At 39.4% G+C, this 21,960-nt stretch carries 21 protein-coding genes; 14 read left to right on the top strand and 7 right to left on the bottom strand.

The window, feature by feature from the left end:
* The first annotated feature begins 44 nt into the window (after window positions 1–44).
* From rsuA to Xvie_RS11005, 3 genes are all read left to right on the top strand, one after another.
* Window positions 45–752 (top strand): 16S rRNA pseudouridine(516) synthase RsuA, encoded by a 708-nt coding sequence (rsuA, locus tag Xvie_RS11015; protein ID WP_086109367.1) that lies wholly within the window; start codon window positions 45–47, stop codon window positions 750–752.
* A gap of 32 nt (window positions 753–784) precedes the next feature.
* Window positions 785–1,975, top strand: a complete 1,191-nt coding sequence (locus tag Xvie_RS11010) for a Bcr/CflA family multidrug efflux MFS transporter (protein ID WP_086109366.1) — start codon at window positions 785–787, stop codon at window positions 1,973–1,975.
* A 598-nt stretch (window positions 1,976–2,573) separates the two neighbouring features.
* The gene (locus Xvie_RS11005; protein WP_086109365.1) at window positions 2,574–2,918 is read left to right on the top strand and encodes a YejG family protein; all 345 of its coding nucleotides are present in this window, start codon (window positions 2,574–2,576) and stop codon (window positions 2,916–2,918) included.
* 81 nt (window positions 2,919–2,999) lie between these two features.
* On the opposite strand, the gene mepS is transcribed toward Xvie_RS11005, so the two are convergent.
* Both mepS and Xvie_RS10995 read right to left on the bottom strand, forming a co-directional pair.
* Window positions 3,000–3,587 carry a bifunctional murein DD-endopeptidase/murein LD-carboxypeptidase gene (mepS, locus tag Xvie_RS11000; RefSeq protein WP_086109364.1) on the bottom strand — a complete coding sequence of 196 codons (588 nt, stop codon included), beginning with the start codon at window positions 3,585–3,587 and terminating at the stop codon, window positions 3,000–3,002.
* A 345-nt stretch (window positions 3,588–3,932) separates the two neighbouring features.
* Window positions 3,933–4,637: a phosphatase PAP2 family protein gene (locus tag Xvie_RS10995; RefSeq protein WP_086109363.1), complete on the bottom strand. Its 705-nt coding sequence runs from the start codon at window positions 4,635–4,637 to the stop codon at window positions 3,933–3,935.
* Window positions 4,638–5,105: 468 nt separating this feature from the next.
* Between Xvie_RS10995 and Xvie_RS10990 the strand changes: the two genes are divergently transcribed.
* Window positions 5,106–5,429, top strand: a complete 324-nt coding sequence (locus tag Xvie_RS10990) for a type 1 fimbrial protein (RefSeq protein ID WP_244175580.1) — start codon at window positions 5,106–5,108, stop codon at window positions 5,427–5,429.
* A gap of 286 nt (window positions 5,430–5,715) precedes the next feature.
* Window positions 5,716–6,027, top strand: coding sequence for a hypothetical protein (locus Xvie_RS10985; protein WP_086109362.1), 312 nt, complete (start codon window positions 5,716–5,718; stop codon window positions 6,025–6,027).
* Window positions 6,028–6,103: 76 nt separating this feature from the next.
* Here Xvie_RS10985 and yeiP read toward each other — a convergent pair whose 3' ends face one another.
* From yeiP to Xvie_RS10970, 3 genes are all read right to left on the bottom strand, one after another.
* Complete coding sequence (gene yeiP / locus Xvie_RS10980; protein ID WP_086109361.1) at window positions 6,104–6,676, bottom strand: elongation factor P-like protein YeiP; 573 nt, start codon at window positions 6,674–6,676, stop codon at window positions 6,104–6,106.
* A 130-nt stretch (window positions 6,677–6,806) separates the two neighbouring features.
* Window positions 6,807–8,051: a tryptophan permease gene (gene mtr / locus Xvie_RS10975; protein WP_086109360.1), complete on the bottom strand. Its 1,245-nt coding sequence runs from the start codon at window positions 8,049–8,051 to the stop codon at window positions 6,807–6,809.
* Window positions 8,052–8,215: 164 nt separating this feature from the next.
* On the bottom strand, window positions 8,216–8,635 hold the full coding sequence (locus Xvie_RS10970) for a nucleotide triphosphate diphosphatase NUDT15 (protein ID WP_086109359.1): 420 nt from the start codon (window positions 8,633–8,635) through the stop codon (window positions 8,216–8,218).
* Between the two features lie 218 nt (window positions 8,636–8,853).
* Here Xvie_RS10970 and fruK point away from each other — a divergent pair, with 218 nt between their 5' ends.
* Window positions 8,854–9,792: a 1-phosphofructokinase gene (fruK, locus tag Xvie_RS10965; RefSeq protein WP_086109358.1), complete on the top strand. Its 939-nt coding sequence runs from the start codon at window positions 8,854–8,856 to the stop codon at window positions 9,790–9,792.
* Here fruK and nfo read toward each other — a convergent pair whose 3' ends face one another.
* Both nfo and Xvie_RS10955 read right to left on the bottom strand, forming a co-directional pair.
* Complete coding sequence (gene nfo / locus Xvie_RS10960) at window positions 9,793–10,635, bottom strand: deoxyribonuclease IV (protein WP_086109357.1); 843 nt, start codon at window positions 10,633–10,635, stop codon at window positions 9,793–9,795.
* Window positions 10,636–10,742: 107 nt separating this feature from the next.
* Entirely contained in the window at window positions 10,743–11,843 is a 1,101-nt protein-coding gene (locus Xvie_RS10955) for a YeiH family protein (protein ID WP_086109356.1), read from the bottom strand.
* A 191-nt stretch (window positions 11,844–12,034) separates the two neighbouring features.
* Between Xvie_RS10955 and yieE the strand changes: the two genes are divergently transcribed.
* From yieE to Xvie_RS10915, 8 genes are all read left to right on the top strand, one after another.
* A complete protein-coding gene (gene yieE, locus Xvie_RS10950; protein WP_086109355.1) occupies window positions 12,035–12,898 on the top strand; it encodes a DNA-binding transcriptional regulator YeiE in 864 nt (287 codons plus the stop codon).
* 137 nt (window positions 12,899–13,035) lie between these two features.
* The gene (locus tag Xvie_RS10945; protein ID WP_086109354.1) at window positions 13,036–14,523 is read left to right on the top strand and encodes an amino acid permease; all 1,488 of its coding nucleotides are present in this window, start codon (window positions 13,036–13,038) and stop codon (window positions 14,521–14,523) included.
* Between the two features lie 260 nt (window positions 14,524–14,783).
* Window positions 14,784–15,884, top strand: coding sequence for an ABC transporter substrate-binding protein (locus Xvie_RS10940; protein ID WP_422645925.1), 1,101 nt, complete (start codon window positions 14,784–14,786; stop codon window positions 15,882–15,884).
* A 20-nt stretch (window positions 15,885–15,904) separates the two neighbouring features.
* A complete protein-coding gene (locus Xvie_RS10935; RefSeq protein ID WP_086109352.1) occupies window positions 15,905–16,990 on the top strand; it encodes a FecCD family ABC transporter permease in 1,086 nt (361 codons plus the stop codon).
* Window positions 16,987–17,775: an ABC transporter ATP-binding protein gene (locus Xvie_RS10930; protein WP_086109351.1), complete on the top strand. Its 789-nt coding sequence runs from the start codon at window positions 16,987–16,989 to the stop codon at window positions 17,773–17,775. Before Xvie_RS10935 ends, Xvie_RS10930 begins: the two co-directional genes overlap by 4 nt.
* A gap of 157 nt (window positions 17,776–17,932) precedes the next feature.
* Entirely contained in the window at window positions 17,933–19,897 is a 1,965-nt protein-coding gene (locus tag Xvie_RS10925; protein WP_086109350.1) for a ligand-gated channel protein, read from the top strand.
* 460 nt (window positions 19,898–20,357) lie between these two features.
* Window positions 20,358–20,570 (top strand): hypothetical protein, encoded by a 213-nt coding sequence (locus Xvie_RS10920; RefSeq protein WP_086109349.1) that lies wholly within the window; start codon window positions 20,358–20,360, stop codon window positions 20,568–20,570.
* Complete coding sequence (locus Xvie_RS10915) at window positions 20,560–21,936, top strand: APC family permease (RefSeq protein WP_086109348.1); 1,377 nt, start codon at window positions 20,560–20,562, stop codon at window positions 21,934–21,936. The genes Xvie_RS10920 and Xvie_RS10915 overlap by 11 nt, the downstream gene beginning before the upstream one ends.
* Window positions 21,937–21,960 lie beyond the last annotated feature (24 nt).

The raw sequence follows: 21,960 nt of genomic DNA, 5'->3' as shown, positions 1-21,960 counted from the left end.
AGGATATGTTCATATGTATTTATTTTTGTCAGGTACATCTATTCATGCGATTGGATAAATTTTTATCACAACAATTAGGTATTAGCCGCAACGATGTGGGCCGGGAGTTGCGGGCAGGGCTAGTTACTGTTGATGACGAAATCATCAAAACGGGAGCCTATAAATTGAAGTCCGATCAGCAAGTCGTTTACGATGGCACGATATTGCAGCAATTAAATGGCCCGCGTTATTTCATGTTGAATAAACCTCAGGGATATGTGTGTTCGACAGATGATCCGTTAAACCCGACAATTTTATATTTTATTGATGAGCCTGTTGCTCATCAATTGCACTCTGCAGGGCGTTTGGATATCGACACTACAGGATTGGTGTTGTTGACTGATGATGGCCAGTGGTCACACCGTATTACATCTCCCAAACATCATTGTGAAAAAACCTATCTTGTTAAATTGGAACATCCAATTGCTGAGGATATTAAGCAAAAATTCGAGGCAGGTGTTCAATTAAATGGAGAAAAAACGCTGACAAAACCTGCACAACTGGAAATTATCGAGCCTCAACTTGTTCGCTTGACCATCAGTGAAGGGCGTTATCACCAAGTAAAACGGATGTTTGCCGCAGTCGGAAATCATGTTGTAGCGCTTCATCGGGAGCGAATTGGCGAAATTTACCTCGATCCTGAATTGGAATCAGGAGAGTATCGAGCACTGACTGATAGTGAAATCAATAGCATACAAATGCCAACACTTTAATTATTATCCTTCAACTGATTCGGAGTTACTGCGTGCAACAACAGCGTTCGTCCTATTTGGGACTAGTATTGATCCTTGGTTTGCTTTCCATGTTAATGCCATTGGCAATTGATATGTATTTGCCGAGTATGCCAACGATCGCTAAAAATTTTGGTGTCAATGATGGTCTGGTACAGATGACACTGAGTAGTTATATTTTTGGTTTTGCCATTGGACAAATGATTTATGGGCCAATGTCGGATAGCTTGGGACGTAAACCGGTCATTTTGGGTGGTGTCATTGTTTTTGCTATCTCTTCTGTTGCATGTGCTTTAGCGCAAGATATTGATACCTTTATTTCCATGCGTTTCTTGCATGGGTTTTCTGCTGCGGCTGCCAGTGTTGTAATTAATGCTCTTATGCGTGATAAATTCACAAAAGAGGAATTTTCTCGCAGCATGTCTTTTGTGACATTGGTGATGATCATTGCACCTTTACTGGCTCCCATGTTAGGTGGGTTGCTGATGGAGTGGTTCAGTTGGCATGCTATTTTTTGGTCAATTGCTATTGTTGCGGTAATTGCTATAGCTCTGATTGCTTTCTTCATCAAAGAAACGTTGCCTAAAGAAAAAAGGCAGAGATTTCACTTACAAACTACTTTGAGACAGTTTGTTATGCTGTTCCGACAACGCCAAGTGTTATGTTATATCTTAGCCAGCGGTTTTTCCTTTGCTGGAATGTTCTCTTTTCTTAGTGTTGGTGCATTTGTTTACATTAAGTTAAACGGTGTGTCTGAGCAGCACTTTGGTTACTATTTTGGGTTGAATATTATTTTTCTGTTCATCATGGCAACCATTAATAGCCAGTGTGTTCGCAAATATGGCCCATTGAAAATGTTGCATATTGGATTGCTCGTTCAATTTGTCATGGGATTATGGTTACTGTTCAGCACCATATTTGATCTGGGATTTATTTCTCTGGTTATGGGAGTTGCTATTTATATCAGCGGAATTTCCATGATTACGTCTAACACTATGGCTGTTGTGTTGGATGATTATCCTCATATGGCGGGGACGGTTTCTTCGTTGGCAGGAACTATCCGTTTTAGTATTGCAGCATTAGTAGGCACTATTTTGTCTTTATTTCCAGAGAAAAGTGCATGGCCGATGGTGGGTTCAATGGCCTTATGCGTAATATTGGCAATGTTGCTTATTATATATGCACGTGGCAAGTCGCATAAATAATCAATATTATAAATAGTCAAAAATAGCAGCGATCTAAAAGTAATTAGGATCATGTATCAAATGTTTTTAAAGGCTATCTGTCAGTATGAGGTGGCCTTTTTTTATTATCAAATGTTATTATTTTCGTATCGAATAAACAGAAAATATAGAACAATCACCCAACAAATGTAATGATTTGTTAATTTTATCATATCTAATCAATATTGAAATGTTGCTTTTTTGTTAACTTGTTATAATGACTCTATGATTGTGGAAAGTTATAGAATTGTCATTATTTAACCCGTTGTAAATAAAAAGATTATGTTTTTATTGGTATTCAGCGATGTTTGAAAAAAACAAATATGTAAATAAATCTTGAATGAAAGGTTGCTGTTTTGCATAAAAATAAGTTGAATTATTTACTTAAACAGTATAAATATATACAAAATGCGAGTTTGATCTCACTTTTTTGAGGTAATAGATGAGGTAGGTGAGATAATTCGATTTTTATTTTAACTTATTGTTTACTTTTTTGTTGGGTGGTTATTTGGTTTTGACGAATCGATAACTTACAACTGGTGGTTAGATGTTTTAATGTTGTTTCTGATAGGAATGATGCGTGAATAATATCCAACTTTCGGTAGTACACAGACTGCCGCAAAGTTATCGGTGGTCATCTGGCTCTGTTGGTACAAAAGTTGAGATTGTGTCGGCGGAGGAAATAGATTTAAGAAATAACTTGATGGGGCTGAAATTATTAAGCCATGAAGGTGAAAAAGCACGGGAGATTTTGCAAGCTATACATCAGTCTATTACTGATATGCAGATACTAAGTGCTGTGATTGAGTGGGAAGGGGAGCCATGTTTGTTTTTTGCTAAGGAAGATGAGAGTGCAGTGATATGCCGTTTAAAGACGCTAGGTGCTGCAATTGCAGAAAATATAACTGCGCTGTATCCATTATAATTTTGCCCATTGATAAAAAATGATAAAAAACGCTTCTTAAATAGAAGCGTTTTTTTAATGTCTGCAAGGGAAATGAGGCTGTTATATTGAGGCTTTTATATCATCTGATAGCACTCGTCTTGCACTGTAGAAACGTTTATTCCAGTAAGTATCGGTCAATTTGGAAACGATAACCCCGTTGCTAGTTGAAGCATGGACAAATTGATTATTGCCAATGTAGATACCGACATGACGCATACGAACCCCAGTCTTAAACAGTACCAAATCACCAACCTGCAATTTAGAGCGGCTAATGGTTTGTCCTAGATTCTGCTGTTCTAATGTGGAACGTGGCAACTCTAGACCAAACTGATCATGAAAAGTCCGTTGCACAAAAGCTGAACAATCGATGCCACGCTTGCTGTTTCCACCAAATCGATAGACGACACCTTTCCAATCAGCGTACTGATTAAGTATTTTAGACTTAACATCTAAGCTGTTAATCAGCGTTTCAAATTCATCCTGAGATGCTTGAAGTAAATAATGCTTTTGAGTTTTTACTGCATGAATCTCAGTTTGTTTATTGCGTAGCTTAGAATCTGGTGAACTACATGCGGTGAGTACCACTGCCGCCAGAATTGCGGGTATCAGCCGCATGATGTATCTCAGTATTGAGTGAGATTTGAGCATTATATTGATTTTCCCTTGCAGTCCTTAATGTGACTTATAGCCAGCATGAAAACACTAAACGTTTTAAAGCCTAGTCAGAATATGGCGAATTAACAAATTTTCTGTCCATAAAGTGTGCGAAGCAACACATTTTATTAGCATCTTTACAAAACGTATCATTTTAATAAATCGGACGCATGGAAGATTACTGAAATCATTAGTAAAAAGCGAGAGATAAAAAGAGTTCTTTACAAAAAAATAGATTAATAACTAAGGAGTTAGAATGGATTGTTATTATTTTATACTGCTTTGGTGAATATCGTGTGATCTTGAGGAGATACCTGTTATCTCCTCAAGATAATGATATTAACTACTGCGTCTGATATGCGGTAATTTCTTATCTAACCATGTTGCCATAATGTCACTTAATGGAGTTAGCAATACCCAACTCATGCCAATCAGTGTCAGGGACAAAGAACCTACAGCAATGTCTGTAAACCAATGAGCACCGGCCATAATGCGTGGAAGAGCAAAAGTGACCATAATCAGTAGAGCAATGAAGAATGTACCACGGGAGATATAGCGCAGGATAAAGCTACTAAAAATTAAAAGCATTAATCCGTGATCGCCAGGGAAGCTGTCTTTGGACGCATCTTTTGTATGCCAATTTGTTATTTCGTTTATGCGATTAACATTTTCAAATGTCAGTGTCGGGCTTGGTCGGCTGACGGGGATTTGATGTCCTATTTGATTAATGATAACGGCCGAAATGAGCATCACTAGACCAATCATGAAAAGTCGGCGCTTGCCAGCATAATCTTGTTTGCGAAATGTACTGTAGTACAGCAGACCCATGCATAGAAGTGATATAGAATCAAATGCCCTAATATTCGCTATAGCTACAAATAGGGAAAATTTTGAATCTGGCAATAATTTTTCATTAAAAAAATAAAAGATAGAGGAATCAATATGGAACCAAAAGCCGTGGTTCTCAGGCAAGTACCATGAGAAAAACAGGGCAATACCAAGAATATTGGGAAGAAGTATAGCGATTGGGTGACTACGAGTCATGGGATACCTATTTAACACGCAAAGTGGACTTTGGTAGACAAATTAACAGGGAGGGAACTATAACAAAATTTATAAGAAAGCGTAATCACCATCAAGTATTGTAAGTAAAGTGTAATTATATCAATATGTTTGTATAGTTCATTGATGAACTTTTTTGTTGTTAAATATGCAAATAATTTCATGATATCGGAAAAATAGCTAAATCCCCATAACGGCACCGAAAATATATATTTGATGCAAAGTTGGTATCTGACTATTATTAAATAACTGTAAATTGATTTTCTCATATCCTAACTTATTAGGATATTATATCGAATTGTAGTTTGAATTAATGAAAAGTATAAATAAAGTATTTCATTTACCGTTATATCGTTATATAGATAGCTGAGCGTTACACTATTATCTGATTTTTAAATTGGCGTAGGGCTGAAATTGAAAAAAGATAATAATGCCTGTAATGGAGGTTGAATGCTTATGTTACGAAAAATGACGACTTTTTTGTTTATGTCCTTATCTTATCCTGTAATGGCGGATTTTTCGTCAACCTCAAATTCTGGAACTATTTATTTTCATGGTGCTATTGTTGAACCTCCATGCCAAATTAGTTGGGATGAAAATCATACTGAAATGCTCTGTTGGTATAATGGTGAACAGTTAAAGAAAAATAAAACTTTAGAATATCAAAAGGATAGTAACTCTCCATTATCTATTCAAAAACGTATCGGAAAAGAAGAAATAAAATGGGTAGGAGAGAAGAAAGAGTTAGGCATTATTACTATAACTTATCATTAAATGTTATATGTAAGTATAAAAATATCTTTTTTATTTTTTTTAAATAATATAAAAACAAACTAATAAATTTATCTGTGATTGAGTTCAAAATAATAATTGCTAATAACATCATTACTAATTAGTCAATAAAAATGATGTTTTTATTTTTAGTTAAGAAATCACTTTTGATATTTATCAATAAAAGATGTCAATGTCGTATTTTTTTCATGTGAAATAGTTATTATGGAGATGAAGGAATAAAAGGTAGCTGAGTTTTAGTTAATGGAAAAACGAAAGTGAGGTGACCATGCAAAATTATCTTAAATTGTTAATTAGTTGTTTGTTGGTTTCATGGCTTTCTTATGGATATGCCGAATCTAAAGGAGGAGTAATTCGGTTTTCTGGTGCTATTGTTGACCCCGGATGTCAAGTTGTTATATCAAACACTCAAGCTAATATTTCTTGCTATCGATTAGGGAAAAATCTCACTATTAAACAAATCATTTCAACTCATAAAACGAAAGGTAATGTCAAGCTTCCTGGCAACATAGGTGTTTCCAGCGTGAAGTGGACTGACAATCAGAAACGTGTGGCAATTATTAATGTGGATTATTTTTAACTCAATAGATGATGAGTTACTCTTTGCATTAGGCGTTAGCCTTGCTAAAAGAGCAACTTATATTTAAGGATAAAAATTAGTCGCAACGCCCCATATAGCGACGTTCTGCAATATGAATGCGAATTTTTTCGCCTGAACTTAGATACTCTGGAACCTGAATAGTCAATCCTGTACTCACTTTAGCCGGTTTAGTGCGGGCACTCGCTGATGCACCCTTAATACCCGGTGATGTTTCTTCAATGACCATATCAACAGTCTGAGGCAATTCAAGAGCTAATAATTGCCCATCCATTGTCAGAACTTGCATTCCTGGTAAACCTTCTTCAGGAATAAAGAGCAATTCTTCTTCGATTTGATCTTTTTTGAAGTGATAAGGGGTGAAATCTTCGTTATCCATAAAGATATATTCATCACCATCAATATAGGAAAAACTTACACCACGGCGTGTTAATGTGATGGTGTCAAGAATATCATCACCTTTGAAACGTTCTTCCACTTTCTGACCAGTACGAATATCAGTAAAGCGCATCTTATACAGAGTGCTGGCACCGCGTGCGCTGGGTGACTGAATATCGATGTCTTTAACTAATAATAGCTTTCCATTGTGGCTGATTGCAGCGCCACGTTTAATTTCATTGGCTTTAGCCATAGATACCTTCTATAAGAACAAGGAAATAGTGGAATGAAATATTTAAGTGGCGACAAAATTACTCGCAGTCGGCCGATTAGGCAAGAGATGAATGAATGCCCCAGTAAAATACTGGGGCGAGTAAAAAACATTAACGATAAACTGGCAACAAATTAAACAAAGATAGAGTATGTGCTAATGCATTGATCAAACCAAACAGGATAACAAAGATGATCAAAAAATTACCACCAGGTGCCTGATAGCTAGATGTTGGATAGCGTTTACGGCTGGCTCGGGCCATTAAAGCAGGAACAATAACTGCCCAAATGGTTGCTGCCAGACCAGCAAAGCCGATTGCATATAGGAAACCGTTTGGAAAGACTAGTGCCAATACAGTGGGCGGAACAAAAGTAATCAGTGCTGTTTTAAATCGACCTTTTCGAGAGTCGTTGAATTTAAAAAAGTCTGCCAGATAGTCAAACAATCCTAATGATACACCTAAGAATGAACTTGCCAAGGCCATATATGAAAAAGCATTCAAGAACTGGGTGATTTTTGTGTTATCAGACGTAATATCCATTTGTTGCAGCAAATTGCCAATATTACCACCATCAGCAATAATTTGCTTGAAGGCTTCACGCGGAATATTTCCCTGAATGACGTACTGCCATAAAATGTAAATCGCTAATGTTATTAATGTTCCATATAGTAAGCTGCTTGTGACAGCTTTACTGTCTTTATGGTAATACTTGACTAGCCCCGGAATATTACCGTGATAGCCGAATGAGGCCAGTAAATAAGGCAAAGCGATTAAAGCATAGGGTAAATAGTTTGGATGAGTATTGGCCTGATCAAATAAGATGGTAGGCTTTACTTCGGTAAACATACCACCAACGGACATGATAAAAGTAATTACCATTCCGCCTATCAAAATAGTACTTAAGCGATCTACTGCTTTAGTCGATAACCAAACAATAAAGGCAACAATAAAGGCGAAACACAAGCCGGATATTGATTGAGGCAGTGGAATAATATTCTCGATATTGTGAGAAAGAATTGAGCTACCTGCTGAAATATAAGCATAGGTCAGGATATACAGAACGAAGGTGATGGATAAGCCGTTAAGAGAGCTCCAGCTTTTGCCCAGCAAATCTTTAGCGACTGTATGGAAGCTCGAACCAGCAGGATAATTCATATTGGCTTCCAAAATCATCAGACCAGAGAAATACATACATACGCAGGTGTACACCAGCAAAATGATTGATCCTGTAAACCAGACACCTGAAGTGACAATCGGGATGGAAAACATACCTGCGCCGACAGCAGTACCGGCAATAATCATAGCACCACCAAATATGGAGGGGCGTTTCAAATTTTGCGTTACCTCAATGGTCATATAGACTCCCTGATGAATGGTGTTACCTTGTACTAGCGCGACGATACATTAATAAAACATATGTGTAAACAAATAATTATGGAAAATAACTAGATTGCATTTGTTGCATTTTGCATACAAAGGCGAGGCAGGTTATCTGAAAGAGCCCGCCTGCAAAACAGATATTAAGTTGCTGAGTAGAATAGCGCTTTTTGCCACAGTTTGATGGCATTGCGGCTGGCCTCAAAATGAGGTTCGGGTAGGTTGTCAGGATCACACCAAATTAATTGTTCGCATTTCTCTGGCTCCATTAATTTGGGTTCACCTCCGGCATATTGTGCCAGCAGACAAACTGAAACGGTGTGCTTTCCTTCTTCGCGATATGTTTCGATATTATTGCAAATACCATAAACTTTGGGGTTTTGGATTGTTAGGCCAATCTCTTCTTGAATTTCCCGAATAGCACATTCTTCAAAGGTTTCACCGGGATCGACATGACCACCAAAGATTGACCAGTACGGTGCATGCTGGCTGGTACGTTTTCCCAGTAGAATTTCACCCCTATCATTAATGATAATGACACCAACTCCGACAATAACTGACACTGATATATTCCTCCGGGTCGTATCTGTTTATGTTGATTCAGATAGATTTAGCCATCTGATAAAAAATTATTCCGCCATATATTTTTACTTTTAGATTTCAGTAACACAATGATCAAGCAAGCCGTAATTTTAACTGAAACGATTCAATTTTGATGTTATAAATAAAAGAGAAATCTTAATGTTACTTATGACTGTTTATACAGGGGATACCGGGCAAGATGAGCCGTCGAGTTGCCACAATTACCTTAAACCCAGCTTATGATCTAGTTGGTTTATGCCCAGATATTGTTAAGGGAAATGTTAACCGTGTACAGACGGCAGGGCTTCATGCTGCTGGTAAAGGAAACAATGTTGCGAAGGTGCTGCGTGATTTAGGCATTGATGTGACTGTCAGCGGTTTTCTGGGGAGGGAGAATCAGGAAGGGTTTCAACAGTTCTTTGACGAAAACAGTATGGCAAATCGTTTCCATTTAGTCTCAGGACGAACGCGCATTAATGTCAAGTTGACTGAAAGACATGGTGAAGTGACGGATTTTAATTTTTCAGGTTTCCATGTGACGCAAGAAGAATGGGAACGATTTGTCAGTGACTCTCTCACATGGTTGGGGCAGTTCGATATGGTTGTAGTCAGCGGTAGTTTACCCGAAGGAATTGCAGCTGGATCGTTTGCAGATTGGATGATGCAACTACGGCAGTCATGCCCCTGTGTTATTTTCGACAGTAGCCGTGAAGCTCTTTCAGCGGGCCTTAAAGCATCACCTTGGCTAGTAAAACCCAATCGATATGAATTGGAGATTTGGGCTGGTAAGCCATTGCCGGATTTGAACAATGTTATTGATGCGGCCCATGAACTGCGCAGTCGAGGGATTGCCCATGTTGTCATTTCGCTGGGAGAACAAGGAGCATTATGGGTGAATGCCTCTGGTGCATGGTTGGCAAAACCGCCACATTGTGAGGTAGTCAGTACGGTTGGGGCAGGGGATTCTATGGTCGGCGGATTGGTTTATGGTTTGCTGATGAGAGAATCCAGTGAACACACATTGCGTCTGGCAACCGCAGTTTCTGCACTCACGGTTAGCCAGTCGAATGTTGGGATTAAAAGTCGCACGGAACTTGCGTCAATGATGTCAAAGATCGAGTTAATAGCAGTCAGGTGATTAATTTTGCTGAGATTTTAGCCAAGCAATTTCTTGATCCCAAATATCTGGATTGATCGTTTCAAGAATTAAAGGAATATCATTGAAACGGTCATCTTTCATGATATAGCTGAAAGGTGTTTTACCTATATTGCCTTCACCAAGACTGTGATGACGGTCAACACGGCTGGAAAATTCGCTCTTGGCATCATTCAGATGCATTGCTTTAAGATACCTGAATCCAACAACTTCATCGAATGCCTTGAAAGTTTCATTACAATCTTTGTTAGTACGTAAATCATAACCAGCCGCGAAAGCGTGGCAGGTATCAATACAGACTCCAACACGGGTTTTGTCTTCAATGCCGTCAATAATTGCCGCTAGTTGTTCGAATTTAAAACCAAGGTTGGTGCCTTGTCCGGCTGTGTTTTCGATGACCGCGGTAACACCTTGTGTTTTATCTAAAGTAATATTAATAGATTCCGCAATACGGGCGAGGCACTTATCAATGTCAATTTTATTGAGATAGCTGCCTGGATGGAAGTTCAGCAAGTCGATACCTAACTGTTCACAGCGTTGCATTTCATCAAGGAACGCTGCGCGGGATTTTTCCAGATTGTCTGCTTCAGGATGGCCAAGATTGATTAAATAGCTGTCATGAGGAAGAATTTGTCGGCTGCCATAACCATAACGTTCACAATTCGCTTTAAATTTATCAATGACATCTGTTGATAGTGGTGGCGCATGCCATTGGCGTTGATTTTTTGTGAATAGGGCAAATGCTGTTGCTTTTAATTCATGCGCACGGATCACTGCTTGATCAACACCACCTGAGGCGCTTACATGGGCTCCAACAAATTTCATATCATTTTCTCCTGTGTTTTTGTCATTATGGCATCGTTCGCCCTGCTGATAAAATTTTGGCAGAAAAAGTCAATTTAATTTGGTGTTAGATATATCTTTGTTCTGAATTAGAGTAATAAATGTTGGACACCTTGGTTGATGATTAACCCTCCTGCTACTAGCCACACAAATAAAATGAGTGCTAATAAAATAGGTTTAATTCCAGCTTGACGAATGGCACTGATATGGGTGGTTAGCCCTAAAGCAACCATTGCCATTGCCAGCATAATGGTATCAGCGGTAATGATGTGATTAACAAGGGATTCAGGTAATAAATGGAAAGAATTAAAACCCGCAGTGACAACAAAAAACACAGCAAACCATGGAATAGTGATTGACGGTTTTTCTTGATGGCCATTGAAATTTTTAGCTTCAATGCGACTGAGGTAGCCGGAAAGCAGCAATAGAAAAGGAGCCAATAGCATAACACGGATCATTTTACTGATAACGGCGGCATTTTCTGCATCGCTTCCTAATGTATGCCCAATAGCGACAACTTGGGCTACTTCATGAACAGTTGAGCCAGAAAAGATGCCAAATGTTTCCAGAGAGAAATTAATCCATTGATAATGGGCATTGAGTTGATAAAACCACGGATAAATAAAGATTGCGAGTGTGCCAAAAATGACTACTGTAGAGACGGCTACAGCAACTTTGCTGGCTGGTGCTTTAACAACAGGTTCTGTTGCCATAATCGCCGCGGCTCCACAGATACTGCTTCCTGCGCCAATTAGGATCACAGTTTGGCTATCCAGTCGCAAAAAAGTGTGCCCAATCCACAATGCCATAAAAAATGTTGAAGAAAGAATGATGACATCAATCAATATTCCAGTTGTACCAACATCTGTGATTTGTTGGAAAGTTAGGCGGAACCCATAAAAAATGATACCTGCTCGCAGAAGGTAGTGTTTGGAAAAATGGGTGCCATTATCACAGGTGGGTTTTAAGAAAGGATAGACTGTATTGCCGATAATGATCCCCAACAGGATGGCAAGTGTCAGGACACCCAATCCCATATTTATAAACCAAGGAATAGTACCAATATAGATAGCGAGTGCCGTCAGTGCTGTCGTCAATATTACACCGGGAATTAATTTTAATGCAGCATGTTGGTGAGTTTCGATAAATTTCCCTACTTGATTTTCAGGCCTAATTGGATTTTTAGACATAAGCGACGGCTCTATTACTTATTCATTTTGGGAATAAGCATATAGAAGATTTTTAAATCAATAAAATTGATAATTTTTATATATATAACCATTAAAATAGGTTAATTAAGGGTACTTTTTGTTAAGTTGCGTAATACTGTCTAAAATCAAGACTACCTTTCTATCTTTTATTTTGCTTCTCGTGAGGCCATATGCGTATCACTCTGAGACAACTGGAGATTTTTGCAGAAGTTCTGAAAAGTGGTTCAACAACACAGGCTTCTCAGCAGTTAGCATTATCGCAATCTGCGGTTAGTGCTTCACTAACAGATCTTGAAGGTCAGTTGGGAGTACAACTGTTTGATAGAGTCGGAAAACGTCTGGTTACCAATGAACATGGGCGTTTACTCTATCCTAAGGCATTGGCATTACTTGAACAGGTTGGTGAAATAGAGCAGCTTTTCAAACTTGAATTGGGAGCATTGCGGTTAGCAGCCAGTAGCACGATTGGCAATTATATGTTGCCTGAAATGCTGGCGAGATATCGTCAGGATTATCCTGAGACACCATTGGAATTGAATATCAACAATACTGAAGATGTGATAAAGGCAGTTGTTGAATTTCGTGTTGATTTGGGATTGATTGAAGGGTTGTGTCATGATCCTGAATTGATCACACAACCATGGATGGAAGATGAGTTGATTGTTTTTTCATCGCCTAAAAGCCCGTTATTGCAACGTGATCTGACTGTGGAGGAACTAATTAAAGCGCCTTGGATATTGAGAGAAAAAGGTTCAGGAACACGGGAAGTTTTGGATCATCTTTTGTTCTCACAAATGCCCAGGTTCAATATCGCAATGGAATTGGGTAATTCGGAAGCCATCAAACATGCCGTCCAGTATGGGATGGGGATCAGCTGCCTTTCACGGCGAGTCGTTCAAGAGCAACTGAAAAATGGCACATTATCTGAACTGGTCATCCCTGGGCTGAGTCTCAATCGCACCTTGTACCTGATTTACCATCGCCAGAAACACATGTCCAATGCGTTACGAAAGCTATTGAGTTATTGTAACTAATATTGAGGACATAATCGTGTAGCTAATAATTGGCTATGGATTATGAAGGTATCTTATAACCACGAATCGCCGCTATTCTGGCGACGAGGATTTGTTACAATCCCGCCTTAAATTTTTTTAAATAATATAGGAACAGAATGTCTCGAGAAGAATGTATGCCACGGGATCAGGCTCCAAAAACCCTGCGCCGTGAATTAAAAGCACGACACATGGCAATGATTGCCATCGGTGGATCAATTGGCACGGGATTATTTGTTGCTTCTGGCGCAACAATTTCTCAGGCTGGTCCTGCGGGTGCCTTACTTTCCTATGCATTAATTGGTTTAATGGTCTACTTTTTGATGACCAGTTTGGGCGAATTAGCAGCATACATGCCTGTTTCGGGATCGTTTTCAACTTATGGTTCCAAATATGTTGACGAAGGTTTTGGCTTCGCATTGGGATGGAACTACTGGTATAACTGGGCAGTGACAATTGCGGTTGACCTTGTAGCGGCGCAATTGGTTATGGGATATTGGTTTAATGATGTTCCTGGCTGGGTATGGAGCGCATTGTTCCTTAGTTTGGTTTTCCTGTTGAACTTCATTTCCGTCAAAGGATTTGGTGAAGCAGAATATTGGTTCTCCTTGATTAAAGTCTCCACTATTGTTGTGTTCATCGTTGTCGGTATTTTAATGATCGTTGGCATCCTGAAAGGTGCCGAAGGTGCAGGTTGGAATAATTGGGTGATTGCTGACGCACCTTTTGCGGGTGGTTTTTCAGCCATGATTGGGGTGGCGATGATTGTCGGCTTCTCTTTTCAAGGGACAGAACTAATAGGCATTACCGCAGGAGAATCGAAAGATCCAGCGAAAAATATCCCTCGTGCTGTACGTAAGGTATTCTGGCGTATCTTATTGTTTTATGTGCTTGCTATTTTAATCATCAGCCTGATTATTCCTTATACTGATCCTAGTTTATTGCGCAATGGCGTGAAAGATATCAGTGTTAGCCCATTTACTCTAGTGTTTGAAAATGCTGGCTTATTGTCAGCGGCTGCGATAATGAATGCAGTGATATTGACCGCTGTATTGTCTGCGGGAAATTCGGGAATGTATGCTTCTACCCGTATGCTATTCACGTTGGCAAAAGAAGGTAAGGCACCAAAAATTTTTAGTCATCTGTCTAAAAGTGGTGTTCCACGTAATGCACTTTATGCCACGACTGTGGTGGCAGGATTATGTTTTCTCAGTTCCATGTTTGGCAATCAGACCGTTTATATGTGGTTATTGAATACTTCAGGCATGACTGGATTTATTGCGTGGCTCGGAATTGCAATCAGCCATTATCGCTTTCGTAAAGGCTATGTTGCTCAAGGCCTTGATGTGAATGCTCTGCCATATCGTTCAGGTTTCTTCCCTATCGGGCCTATTTTTGCCTTTATTTTATGTTTGGTTATCACCTTGGGCCAAAATTATCAGGCGTTTTTACAAGATAAGATCGATTGGTACGGAGTGACGGCAACTTACATTGGCCTCCCGTTATTCCTGCTCATTTGGTTTAGTTTCAAGCTGAAAAAGAAGACTCGTTTTGTTAAGTACAATGAGATGGAATTTCCAGTATTCAAATATACTGATAAGGAATAATTTGTTAACAAACATCACAAAATTGATGCTTTTTGATTAAAATATTATTGATTTTTTTTACAAAAAAACTGCCTGTTCTGTGATGGAATTGGCAGTTTTTATTTTTCATGCGATTAGGGAAAAATATGGAGAGTAAATTTCGGATATACAGCTTTAATCGCATTGATAAGTATTCTTATTTGCTTTATTGTTAGCGCCACAATTGTTGTATGAAGAGGCTAACTAAAGTGAAGTTTGTATTTCGAGCAGTCGTGAAAAGTATGAGTATCAGTCTAATGGCAGGTTCTGCCATGATGGCAAGTTTTGCATCTTGGGCTGAAACAGTCACTGATGTTGCTGGACGTACTGTTGAGGTGCCTGAGACAGTCAATCGTATCTTGTTGGGAGAAGGTCGCCTATTCCATTCTGTTGCAATATTGGAAGGGGATAAACCTCTGGCTCGTATCGCTGGTTGGCAAGGTGATTTCCGCAAACTGGACCCACAAACTTACGCTATTTATAAAGCTAAATTTCCTGAAATCGATAATATTCCCCTGATTGGTAATACTAGCGCTGATAGTGTCAGCTCTGAAAAAGTGCTTACACTCAACCCTGATGTCGCTATTTTTGGCCTGTCTGGGCATGGTCCTGGGAAAAACAGTGAATTGGTGAAACAGTTGGAAAAAGCAGGTGTACCTGTTGTTTTTGTCGATTTCCGCAATGATCCTTTGAAAAATACATTACCTAGCATTCGTATGCTGGGTAAAATTCTGCATCGTGAAGAACAGGCTAATGCTTACGCTGATTTTTACGAAAAAAATCAAAAACTGGTAACCGATATTACTTCTCGCATACCAGATGCTGAAAAACCTTCAGTATTTATCGAACTAAGAGCAGGCTCCAGTGAAGATTGCTGTGGTACGGCAGGTAATGGCAATATGGGGAATTTCATTGATTTGGCTGGAGGCAAGAATATTGCTAAAGAAGTACTGCCTTCTCCATTGGGTACAATGAATCTGGAAAAAGTCATTGCTGAAGACCCTTATATATACATCGCAAGTGGCGCACAAGATCCAGATGAGAAAGGTGAGGGGATTCGAATGGGTGCCAAGACTTCTGCCGATATTGCCCGTGCTGGTCTGAAAACAATTACTGAACGTACAGGCATCAATAACCTAACTGCTGTAAAGGAAGGGCGTAGTCATGCTATCTGGCATCACTATTACAACTCTCCTTACAACGTTGTTGTTACTCAGGTTTTTGCTAAATGGTTCTACCCTGAAAAATTTGCCGACTTAGATCCGCAACATACGTTGCAAGAGCTTCATGATAAATTCTTGGCTATTGAGCCAGTAGGAACATATTGGGTCAGTGAGAAATAAGCAGTAATAGGTAATAAAAAATGAGTGTCACTACCGAGCCTATGCCAATGGTGAAACAGCAATTAAATGATTGCGATATAAAAGAACATTATCGTCTTATCCTGCGCCGACGTATTGCATGGATATTATTCATCGTTTTGGTGATTGGCACCTCTGTTGTATTGGATTTTACAATGGGACCATCAGGGTTATCACTGCAAACCCTCTGGCAAACACTGGTTTCACCAGAAAGTGTTAACGCAGCAACACGGGTGATTGTTTGGGATATTCGATTACCCTATACCCTGATGGCGGTAGTGATCGGCCTATCGCTTGGATTGGCTGGCGCTGAAATGCAGACAATCCTGAATAACCCACTAGCTAGTCCATTTACTTTGGGGGTTTCCAATGCCGCTTCTTTTGGTGCGGCATTGGCCATTGTGCTTGGAATTGGTATTCCGGGAATCCCAGATCAGTGGTTTATTTCCGCAAATGCTTTTCTCTTCGCATTATTGGCTGCCCTGATGCTTGATGGTATTACCCGTTGGACAAGAGTTGCAACCTCCGGCGTTGTATTGTTCGGAATTGCGATGGTGTTTACCTTCAATGCGTTAGTTTCAATGATGCAATTTATCGCTACGGAAGATACCTTACAAGGGTTGGTTTTTTGGACAATGGGTAGCTTAGGCAGAGCAACATGGGAAAAATTGGGTGTTATGATGTTAGTTTTCTCAGTCATGATGCCTATATCAATGAGTAATTCTTGGAAGTTGACCGCGTTGCGTCTGGGAGAAGATCGCGCGATCAGCTTTGGTATCAATATCAGCCGCCTTCGTTTGGGAACATTGTTACGTATCAGTATCCTGACAGCATTGGCAGTTGCATTTGTTGGCCCAATTGCTTTTATTGGATTGGTTGCTCCTCATATCGCCAGAATGATGTTTGGCGAAGATCACCGTTTTTTCCTGCCTGCGAGTGCGTTGATTGGTGCATTGGTTTTATCAATGGCTTCCATCGCCTCTAAAAACCTGATTCCGGGCGTTATCATACCGGTTGGGATCGTAACATCGTTGGTCGGTGTGCCTTTCTTCCTGAGCATTGTTTTACGCCATAGGGGGAATGTATGAGTCAGGGATTGAAAATTAATCGATTGACGACAGGGTATCCGAAGCATCCGGTAATTAACAATCTAGACTTCAATGTATTGCCGCGTGGTCAAATTACCGTATTATTAGGGCCGAATGGTTGTGGTAAATCCACACTTCTACGTTCGCTGGCGGGATTGAATAAAGCCAGCGGTGAACTGCTGTTGGATGGGCAGGATCTGATGAAGATGAATTTTGCCCAACGCGCTCAAAAGGTGGTTTATTTACCTCAATCATTACCGGCGGGTGTGCATCTTCATGTATTGGAATCGGTCATCGTTGCTCAACGAGCATCAGGTAGTGTGAGTAGTAGCCAATGTGAACAAGAAGTCATGGAACTGCTACGCCAACTTGGTATTGAGCATTTGGCGCTTAGTTATCTGGACCAACTATCTGGTGGTCAGAAACAGTTGGTTGGGTTGGCTCAATCATTAATCCGCCGTCCGACATTATTATTATTAGATGAACCATTAAGTGCTTTGGATTTAAATTACCAATATCATGTAATGGATTTAGTTGCACGTGAAACGCGTCGTCGTAATATTATTACGATTGTTGTTGTTCACGATATTAATATCGCATTGCGTCATGGTGACCATGTATTAATGCTAAAGAAAGGTAAATTAATTTCCGAAGGTACACCTGAACAAGTTATTACTCCGGGTAGTTTGGCAGAAGTTTATGGTATCAAAGGCCGAATTGAACATTGTTCTCAGGGAGTACCACAAGTATTAATTGATGGTTTAGTGACAGAATTAGTAAGTTAGAATAATAAAAGTTATAAATCGCTTTAATAAAAATAAAGTGTAATTAATCTAATAAATATAACACTGACAGGGGTAATTAATTATCCCTGACTATGGACGCGTGTTGGTTACCCATATTAATTTAAATAATTCTATTCTACCTTTTGGAGAATCGGGAATGGCTGTTTTTGCAAAGAAAAAAATTGTACTAAGTATTATTGCTGCGATTTCATCCAGCACTGTTTTGGCTGCTAATAATAGTGAAGATAAAATTATTGTCACTACAGCGGCGGGATTCCAGCAAAAGATTGAAGATGCACCAGCTTCTATTTCAGTTGTCAGCCGTGAGCAACTGGAAACTAAAGCCTACCGTGATGTAACGGATGCATTAAAAGATGTGCCGGGCGTGGTTGTTACTGGTGGTGGTAGTAGCAGTGATATCAGTATTCGTGGTATGTCATCACAATATACCATGATCTTAGTTGACGGTAAGCGTATGGATACACGTAGCACTCGTCCAAATAGTGATGGCTCAGGTATTGAACAGGGATGGCTACCTCCATTGGCGTCCATTGAGCGAGTGGAAATTGTACGTGGCCCAATGTCCTCCCTTTATGGCTCGGATGCTATGGGGGGAGTAATCAATATTATTACCCGTAAGGTACAGAAAGAGTGGCATGTCAGCTTGCGTGCAGATACTACTCTGACCGAGAGTAAAAATTCTGGTAACAGCTATCAAACCAGCGCTTATGCAGCAGGGCCATTGATTGATGGATTGTTGGGATTAAAAGTTAATGGACTGTTTTCTCACCGTAACGAAGATAAATTTAATGGTGGATTTAGAGAACAAGAAATGCGTAACGGTGCAGCGACTTTCTCTTTAACGCCTGATGAACAAAATAGTTTCGACTTTGAAATTGGACGTTATGAACAAGATCGTGACGCAACGGCTGGTAAGAGCCGTAAATCAGATGATATAAGTCGCTATAAGCGTAATAATTATTCAATTACTCATACAGGTGTTTATGATTTTGGCTTAATGACTTCTTATATCCAGCGAGATGAATCTCATAATCCAGAACGTAAAATGAAATATGATGACACAGTATTTAATAACCAGACTGTATTAACGTTGGGTGATCATACACTAAGTGTAGGTGGACAGTACCGTTATGAAATGTTGAAAGACAGTACTAGTAACCAATTGCCTTCAGCAAAAGATATAAATAAGTTAACCCGTTGGAGTTGGGCTCTATTTGCGGAAGATGAATGGCAAATGACTAATGATTTTGCTCTAACGGGAGGAATTCGATTAGATAAAGACGAAAACTTCGGAGCAAATTGGACTCCTCGTTTGTATGGTGTATGGCATGTTGATGAATATTGGACAATCAAAGGTGGTGTATCTACTGGTTATCGTTCGCCTAATTTGCGCCAAGTTTCGCCTAATTGGGGGCAGGTAACAGGAGGTGGTGAGCTAAATGGAATGATTTTAGGAAACCCCAACTTAAAACCAGAAAAAAGTGTTAGTGAAGAAATTGGCGTAATTTGGAATAACCAAGAAAACTTTAATATTGGTATTACTGTTTTTAATACAGACTTCAAAAATAAAATCACTGAATTTACTAAATGTGATAACAAAGCTACTCCTCCAACAATATGTTCACCAATTGGTGGGTTAAATTATGATTTTATTAATGAAAGAATCAATGTAGATAAAGCTAATCTACGGGGAATTGAGACTACAGTGCAATGGAATATTGTAGAAAACTGGTCATTATTGGCAAACTACACTTATTCCGAATCTGAGCAAAAGAGTGGGAAATTCAAAGGATTGCCATTAAATAAAATGCCGACACATATGGCGAATGCAACTTTGAATTGGCAACCATTACCAGAGATGGATACGTGGGTTCGTACTAATTTCAGAGGGAAAACAAAAGATTACCAATATCGTAAAAATAAGCAAAATGGTACACCTTCTTACGCCTTTGTCGATTTTGGGATGTCTTATAACCTGACAAAAAACCTCCGCTTAATGGGAGGCGTTTACAACCTCTTTGATAAACGTGTTACTCAAGAAATCCACGGAGCAGTCTTAGATGGTCGCCGTTACAATATCGGCATTAATTATGACTTTTAATTAATATTTTGTTTTTTATTAATATTAGTCATATGCATAACATTTAGACATGATATAGAGTCATCCCGTTATCAATTTTTCGATGATAGGATGATTTTTTGCTATAAAAATACGCATAATTAAATGGTAAATAGTTCTCCTCTGTGCTAAAAAACAACCAAAGGCCAATCAACGGATATGAAGGCGTTAGGCTTGAGCACAAACTCAGTAAGAGCTTATTTTATAAGGCCTTGTAGTGTCGTAAAAAATAATGAATTTTTAGTGTCATGGCGCTTGCTATTTCTGGACTTGAAGTGCAAAATGCGTGCACTAAAAATAACTGGTGCGTAAATATGCACCAGTTATTTTTTTTGCTTTGAGTTATTTTTTACAACACCAAGAGGCCGGATTCTGTTCCGGATCGATACTGACCATAAGCAACCATAATTGAAACTGGGTTGCTGTACTGAGGAATGCAAATATGGAGCAACTATTCTCTTTTGCACTTGTGCCAATTGGCGCTCGTTGCTGCAACGATGACTACGGGGCATGGCCCTCTGTCAGTTCACCATCCTCTAATTCTTCTTTCTTTTCTGTCTATAGACAGATGCGAAGTCTACCCAGTAACTATCGATTAAGTAGTTGTATCAGTACCCAAATCGAAGTTATGGGAGGTTTCGCTCATGTCGCATAATTCAATCCCTCTCGGCACTAACCAAGCCAGTGCCAGCAATCGCGTTCAATTGAGAAGAACATTGACTTTGTTTCAAGTAGTTATGATGGGTCTTGCATACATGCAGCCAATGACTATCTTTGATACTTTTGGCATAGTTTCTAAACTGACGGATGGACATGTTGCGACATCTTATGCTATCGCACTGACCGCAATTTTATTTACAGCTTTAAGTTATGGAAAATTAGTAAAACGTTTTCCATCAGCAGGTTCCGCCTACACATACGTACAAAAATCAATGAATCCCCATCTTGGGTTTATGGTAGGTTGGTCGTCTTTACTGGATTATCTGCTTATGCCGATGATCAATATCCTGCTGGCAAAAATTTATCTTCAAGCCATTTTCCCAGGCATTGATCCTTGGATCTTTGTGGTTGGTTTGGCTGTATTGATGACAGTGTTCAACCTGAGTGGCATTAATGTTGTAGCGAACCTTAATGGCCTGATTGTGGTTGTGCAAATTGCTGTCATGGTGGCATTTGTCGGTTTCTTAATGTCTGGCGTACATAACGGAGAAGGTGCTGGCACTTTGCTCAGTATGCGACCGTTTACGTCGGAAGAAGCAAAATTGATTCCAATGATAACTGGAGCGACGATACTTTGTTTCTCTTTCCTCGGGTTTGATGGTATTAGCTCTTTATCTGAAGAAACACCTAATGCAGAAAAGGTTATTCCAAAAGCTATTTTCCTGACCGCATTAATTGGTGGTGTTATCTTCATTGCAGTGTCTTATTTCTTACAGCTCTATTTCCCTGATATTTCTCAGTTTAAAAACCCTAATGAATCTCAACCAGAAATTATGCTGTATGTTGCAGGGGCACTATTTCAATCAATTATTTTGGTGTTTTCCTGTGTAACCGTGATGGCTTCTGGTATGGCAGCACACGCAGGTGTATCTCGTCTACTCTATGTAATGGGGCGTGATGGTGTATTGCCTGAAAAAGTATTTGCTTATGTTCACCCTAAATGGCGTACTCCATCAATCAACGTGATATTGGTTGGCATTATTGCTTTATCCGCAGGTTGGTTGAATCTGGTGACTGCAACGGCTCTGATTAATTTTGGTGCATTGGTTGCATTTACGTTTGTGAACTTATCGGTGATTTCTCAATTCTATATTCGTGAACGCCGTAATAATACATTGAAAGACACCTTGAACTTCTTGATCTTACCACTTCTTGGTGCTGCGACAGTGGGTGTCTTGTGGATGAATTTGGAAGTAAACTCTATGGAATTAGGTTTGATTTGGGGGAGCATTGGTCTTCTTTACATGTTTTTCCTGACTCGTAGCTTCCGTCAACCAATGCCACAATTTACTGAATCATAGTCAGAGAACGATTCGGTTGTTGCT

This window comes from Xenorhabdus vietnamensis, from assembly GCF_002127535.1.
Lineage (GTDB): Bacteria > Pseudomonadota > Gammaproteobacteria > Enterobacterales > Enterobacteriaceae > Xenorhabdus > Xenorhabdus vietnamensis.
This window is presented reverse-complemented; position numbering and strand designations above follow the sequence as displayed.

Excerpts from the sequence above, each read along its gene's own strand:
- Xvie_RS10920 (WP_086109349.1), top strand. The coding sequence starts at position 20,358 with ATGGAGCAACTATTCTCTTTTGCACTTGTGCCAATTGGCGCTCGTTGC.
- nfo (WP_086109357.1), bottom strand. The coding sequence starts at position 10,635 with ATGAAATTTGTTGGAGCCCATGTAAGCGCCTCAGGTGGTGTTGATCAA.
- Xvie_RS10955 (WP_086109356.1), bottom strand. The coding sequence starts at position 11,843 with ATGTCTAAAAATCCAATTAGGCCTGAAAATCAAGTAGGGAAATTTATC.
- Xvie_RS10985 (WP_086109362.1), top strand. The coding sequence starts at position 5,716 with ATGCAAAATTATCTTAAATTGTTAATTAGTTGTTTGTTGGTTTCATGG.
- Xvie_RS10990 (WP_244175580.1), top strand. The coding sequence starts at position 5,106 with ATGCTTATGTTACGAAAAATGACGACTTTTTTGTTTATGTCCTTATCT.
- Xvie_RS10940 (WP_422645925.1), top strand. The coding sequence starts at position 14,784 with ATGAGTATCAGTCTAATGGCAGGTTCTGCCATGATGGCAAGTTTTGCA.
- yieE (WP_086109355.1), top strand. The coding sequence starts at position 12,035 with ATGCGTATCACTCTGAGACAACTGGAGATTTTTGCAGAAGTTCTGAAA.
- Xvie_RS10995 (WP_086109363.1), bottom strand. The coding sequence starts at position 4,637 with ATGACTCGTAGTCACCCAATCGCTATACTTCTTCCCAATATTCTTGGT.
- yeiP (WP_086109361.1), bottom strand. The coding sequence starts at position 6,676 with ATGGCTAAAGCCAATGAAATTAAACGTGGCGCTGCAATCAGCCACAAT.
- Xvie_RS10925 (WP_086109350.1), top strand. The coding sequence starts at position 17,933 with ATGGCTGTTTTTGCAAAGAAAAAAATTGTACTAAGTATTATTGCTGCG.
- Xvie_RS10930 (WP_086109351.1), top strand. The coding sequence starts at position 16,987 with ATGAGTCAGGGATTGAAAATTAATCGATTGACGACAGGGTATCCGAAG.
- Xvie_RS10945 (WP_086109354.1), top strand. The coding sequence starts at position 13,036 with ATGTCTCGAGAAGAATGTATGCCACGGGATCAGGCTCCAAAAACCCTG.
- mtr (WP_086109360.1), bottom strand. The coding sequence starts at position 8,051 with ATGACCATTGAGGTAACGCAAAATTTGAAACGCCCCTCCATATTTGGT.
- rsuA (WP_086109367.1), top strand. The coding sequence starts at position 45 with ATGCGATTGGATAAATTTTTATCACAACAATTAGGTATTAGCCGCAAC.
- fruK (WP_086109358.1), top strand. The coding sequence starts at position 8,854 with ATGAGCCGTCGAGTTGCCACAATTACCTTAAACCCAGCTTATGATCTA.
- mepS (WP_086109364.1), bottom strand. The coding sequence starts at position 3,587 with ATGCTCAAATCTCACTCAATACTGAGATACATCATGCGGCTGATACCC.
- Xvie_RS10915 (WP_086109348.1), top strand. The coding sequence starts at position 20,560 with ATGTCGCATAATTCAATCCCTCTCGGCACTAACCAAGCCAGTGCCAGC.
- Xvie_RS10935 (WP_086109352.1), top strand. The coding sequence starts at position 15,905 with ATGAGTGTCACTACCGAGCCTATGCCAATGGTGAAACAGCAATTAAAT.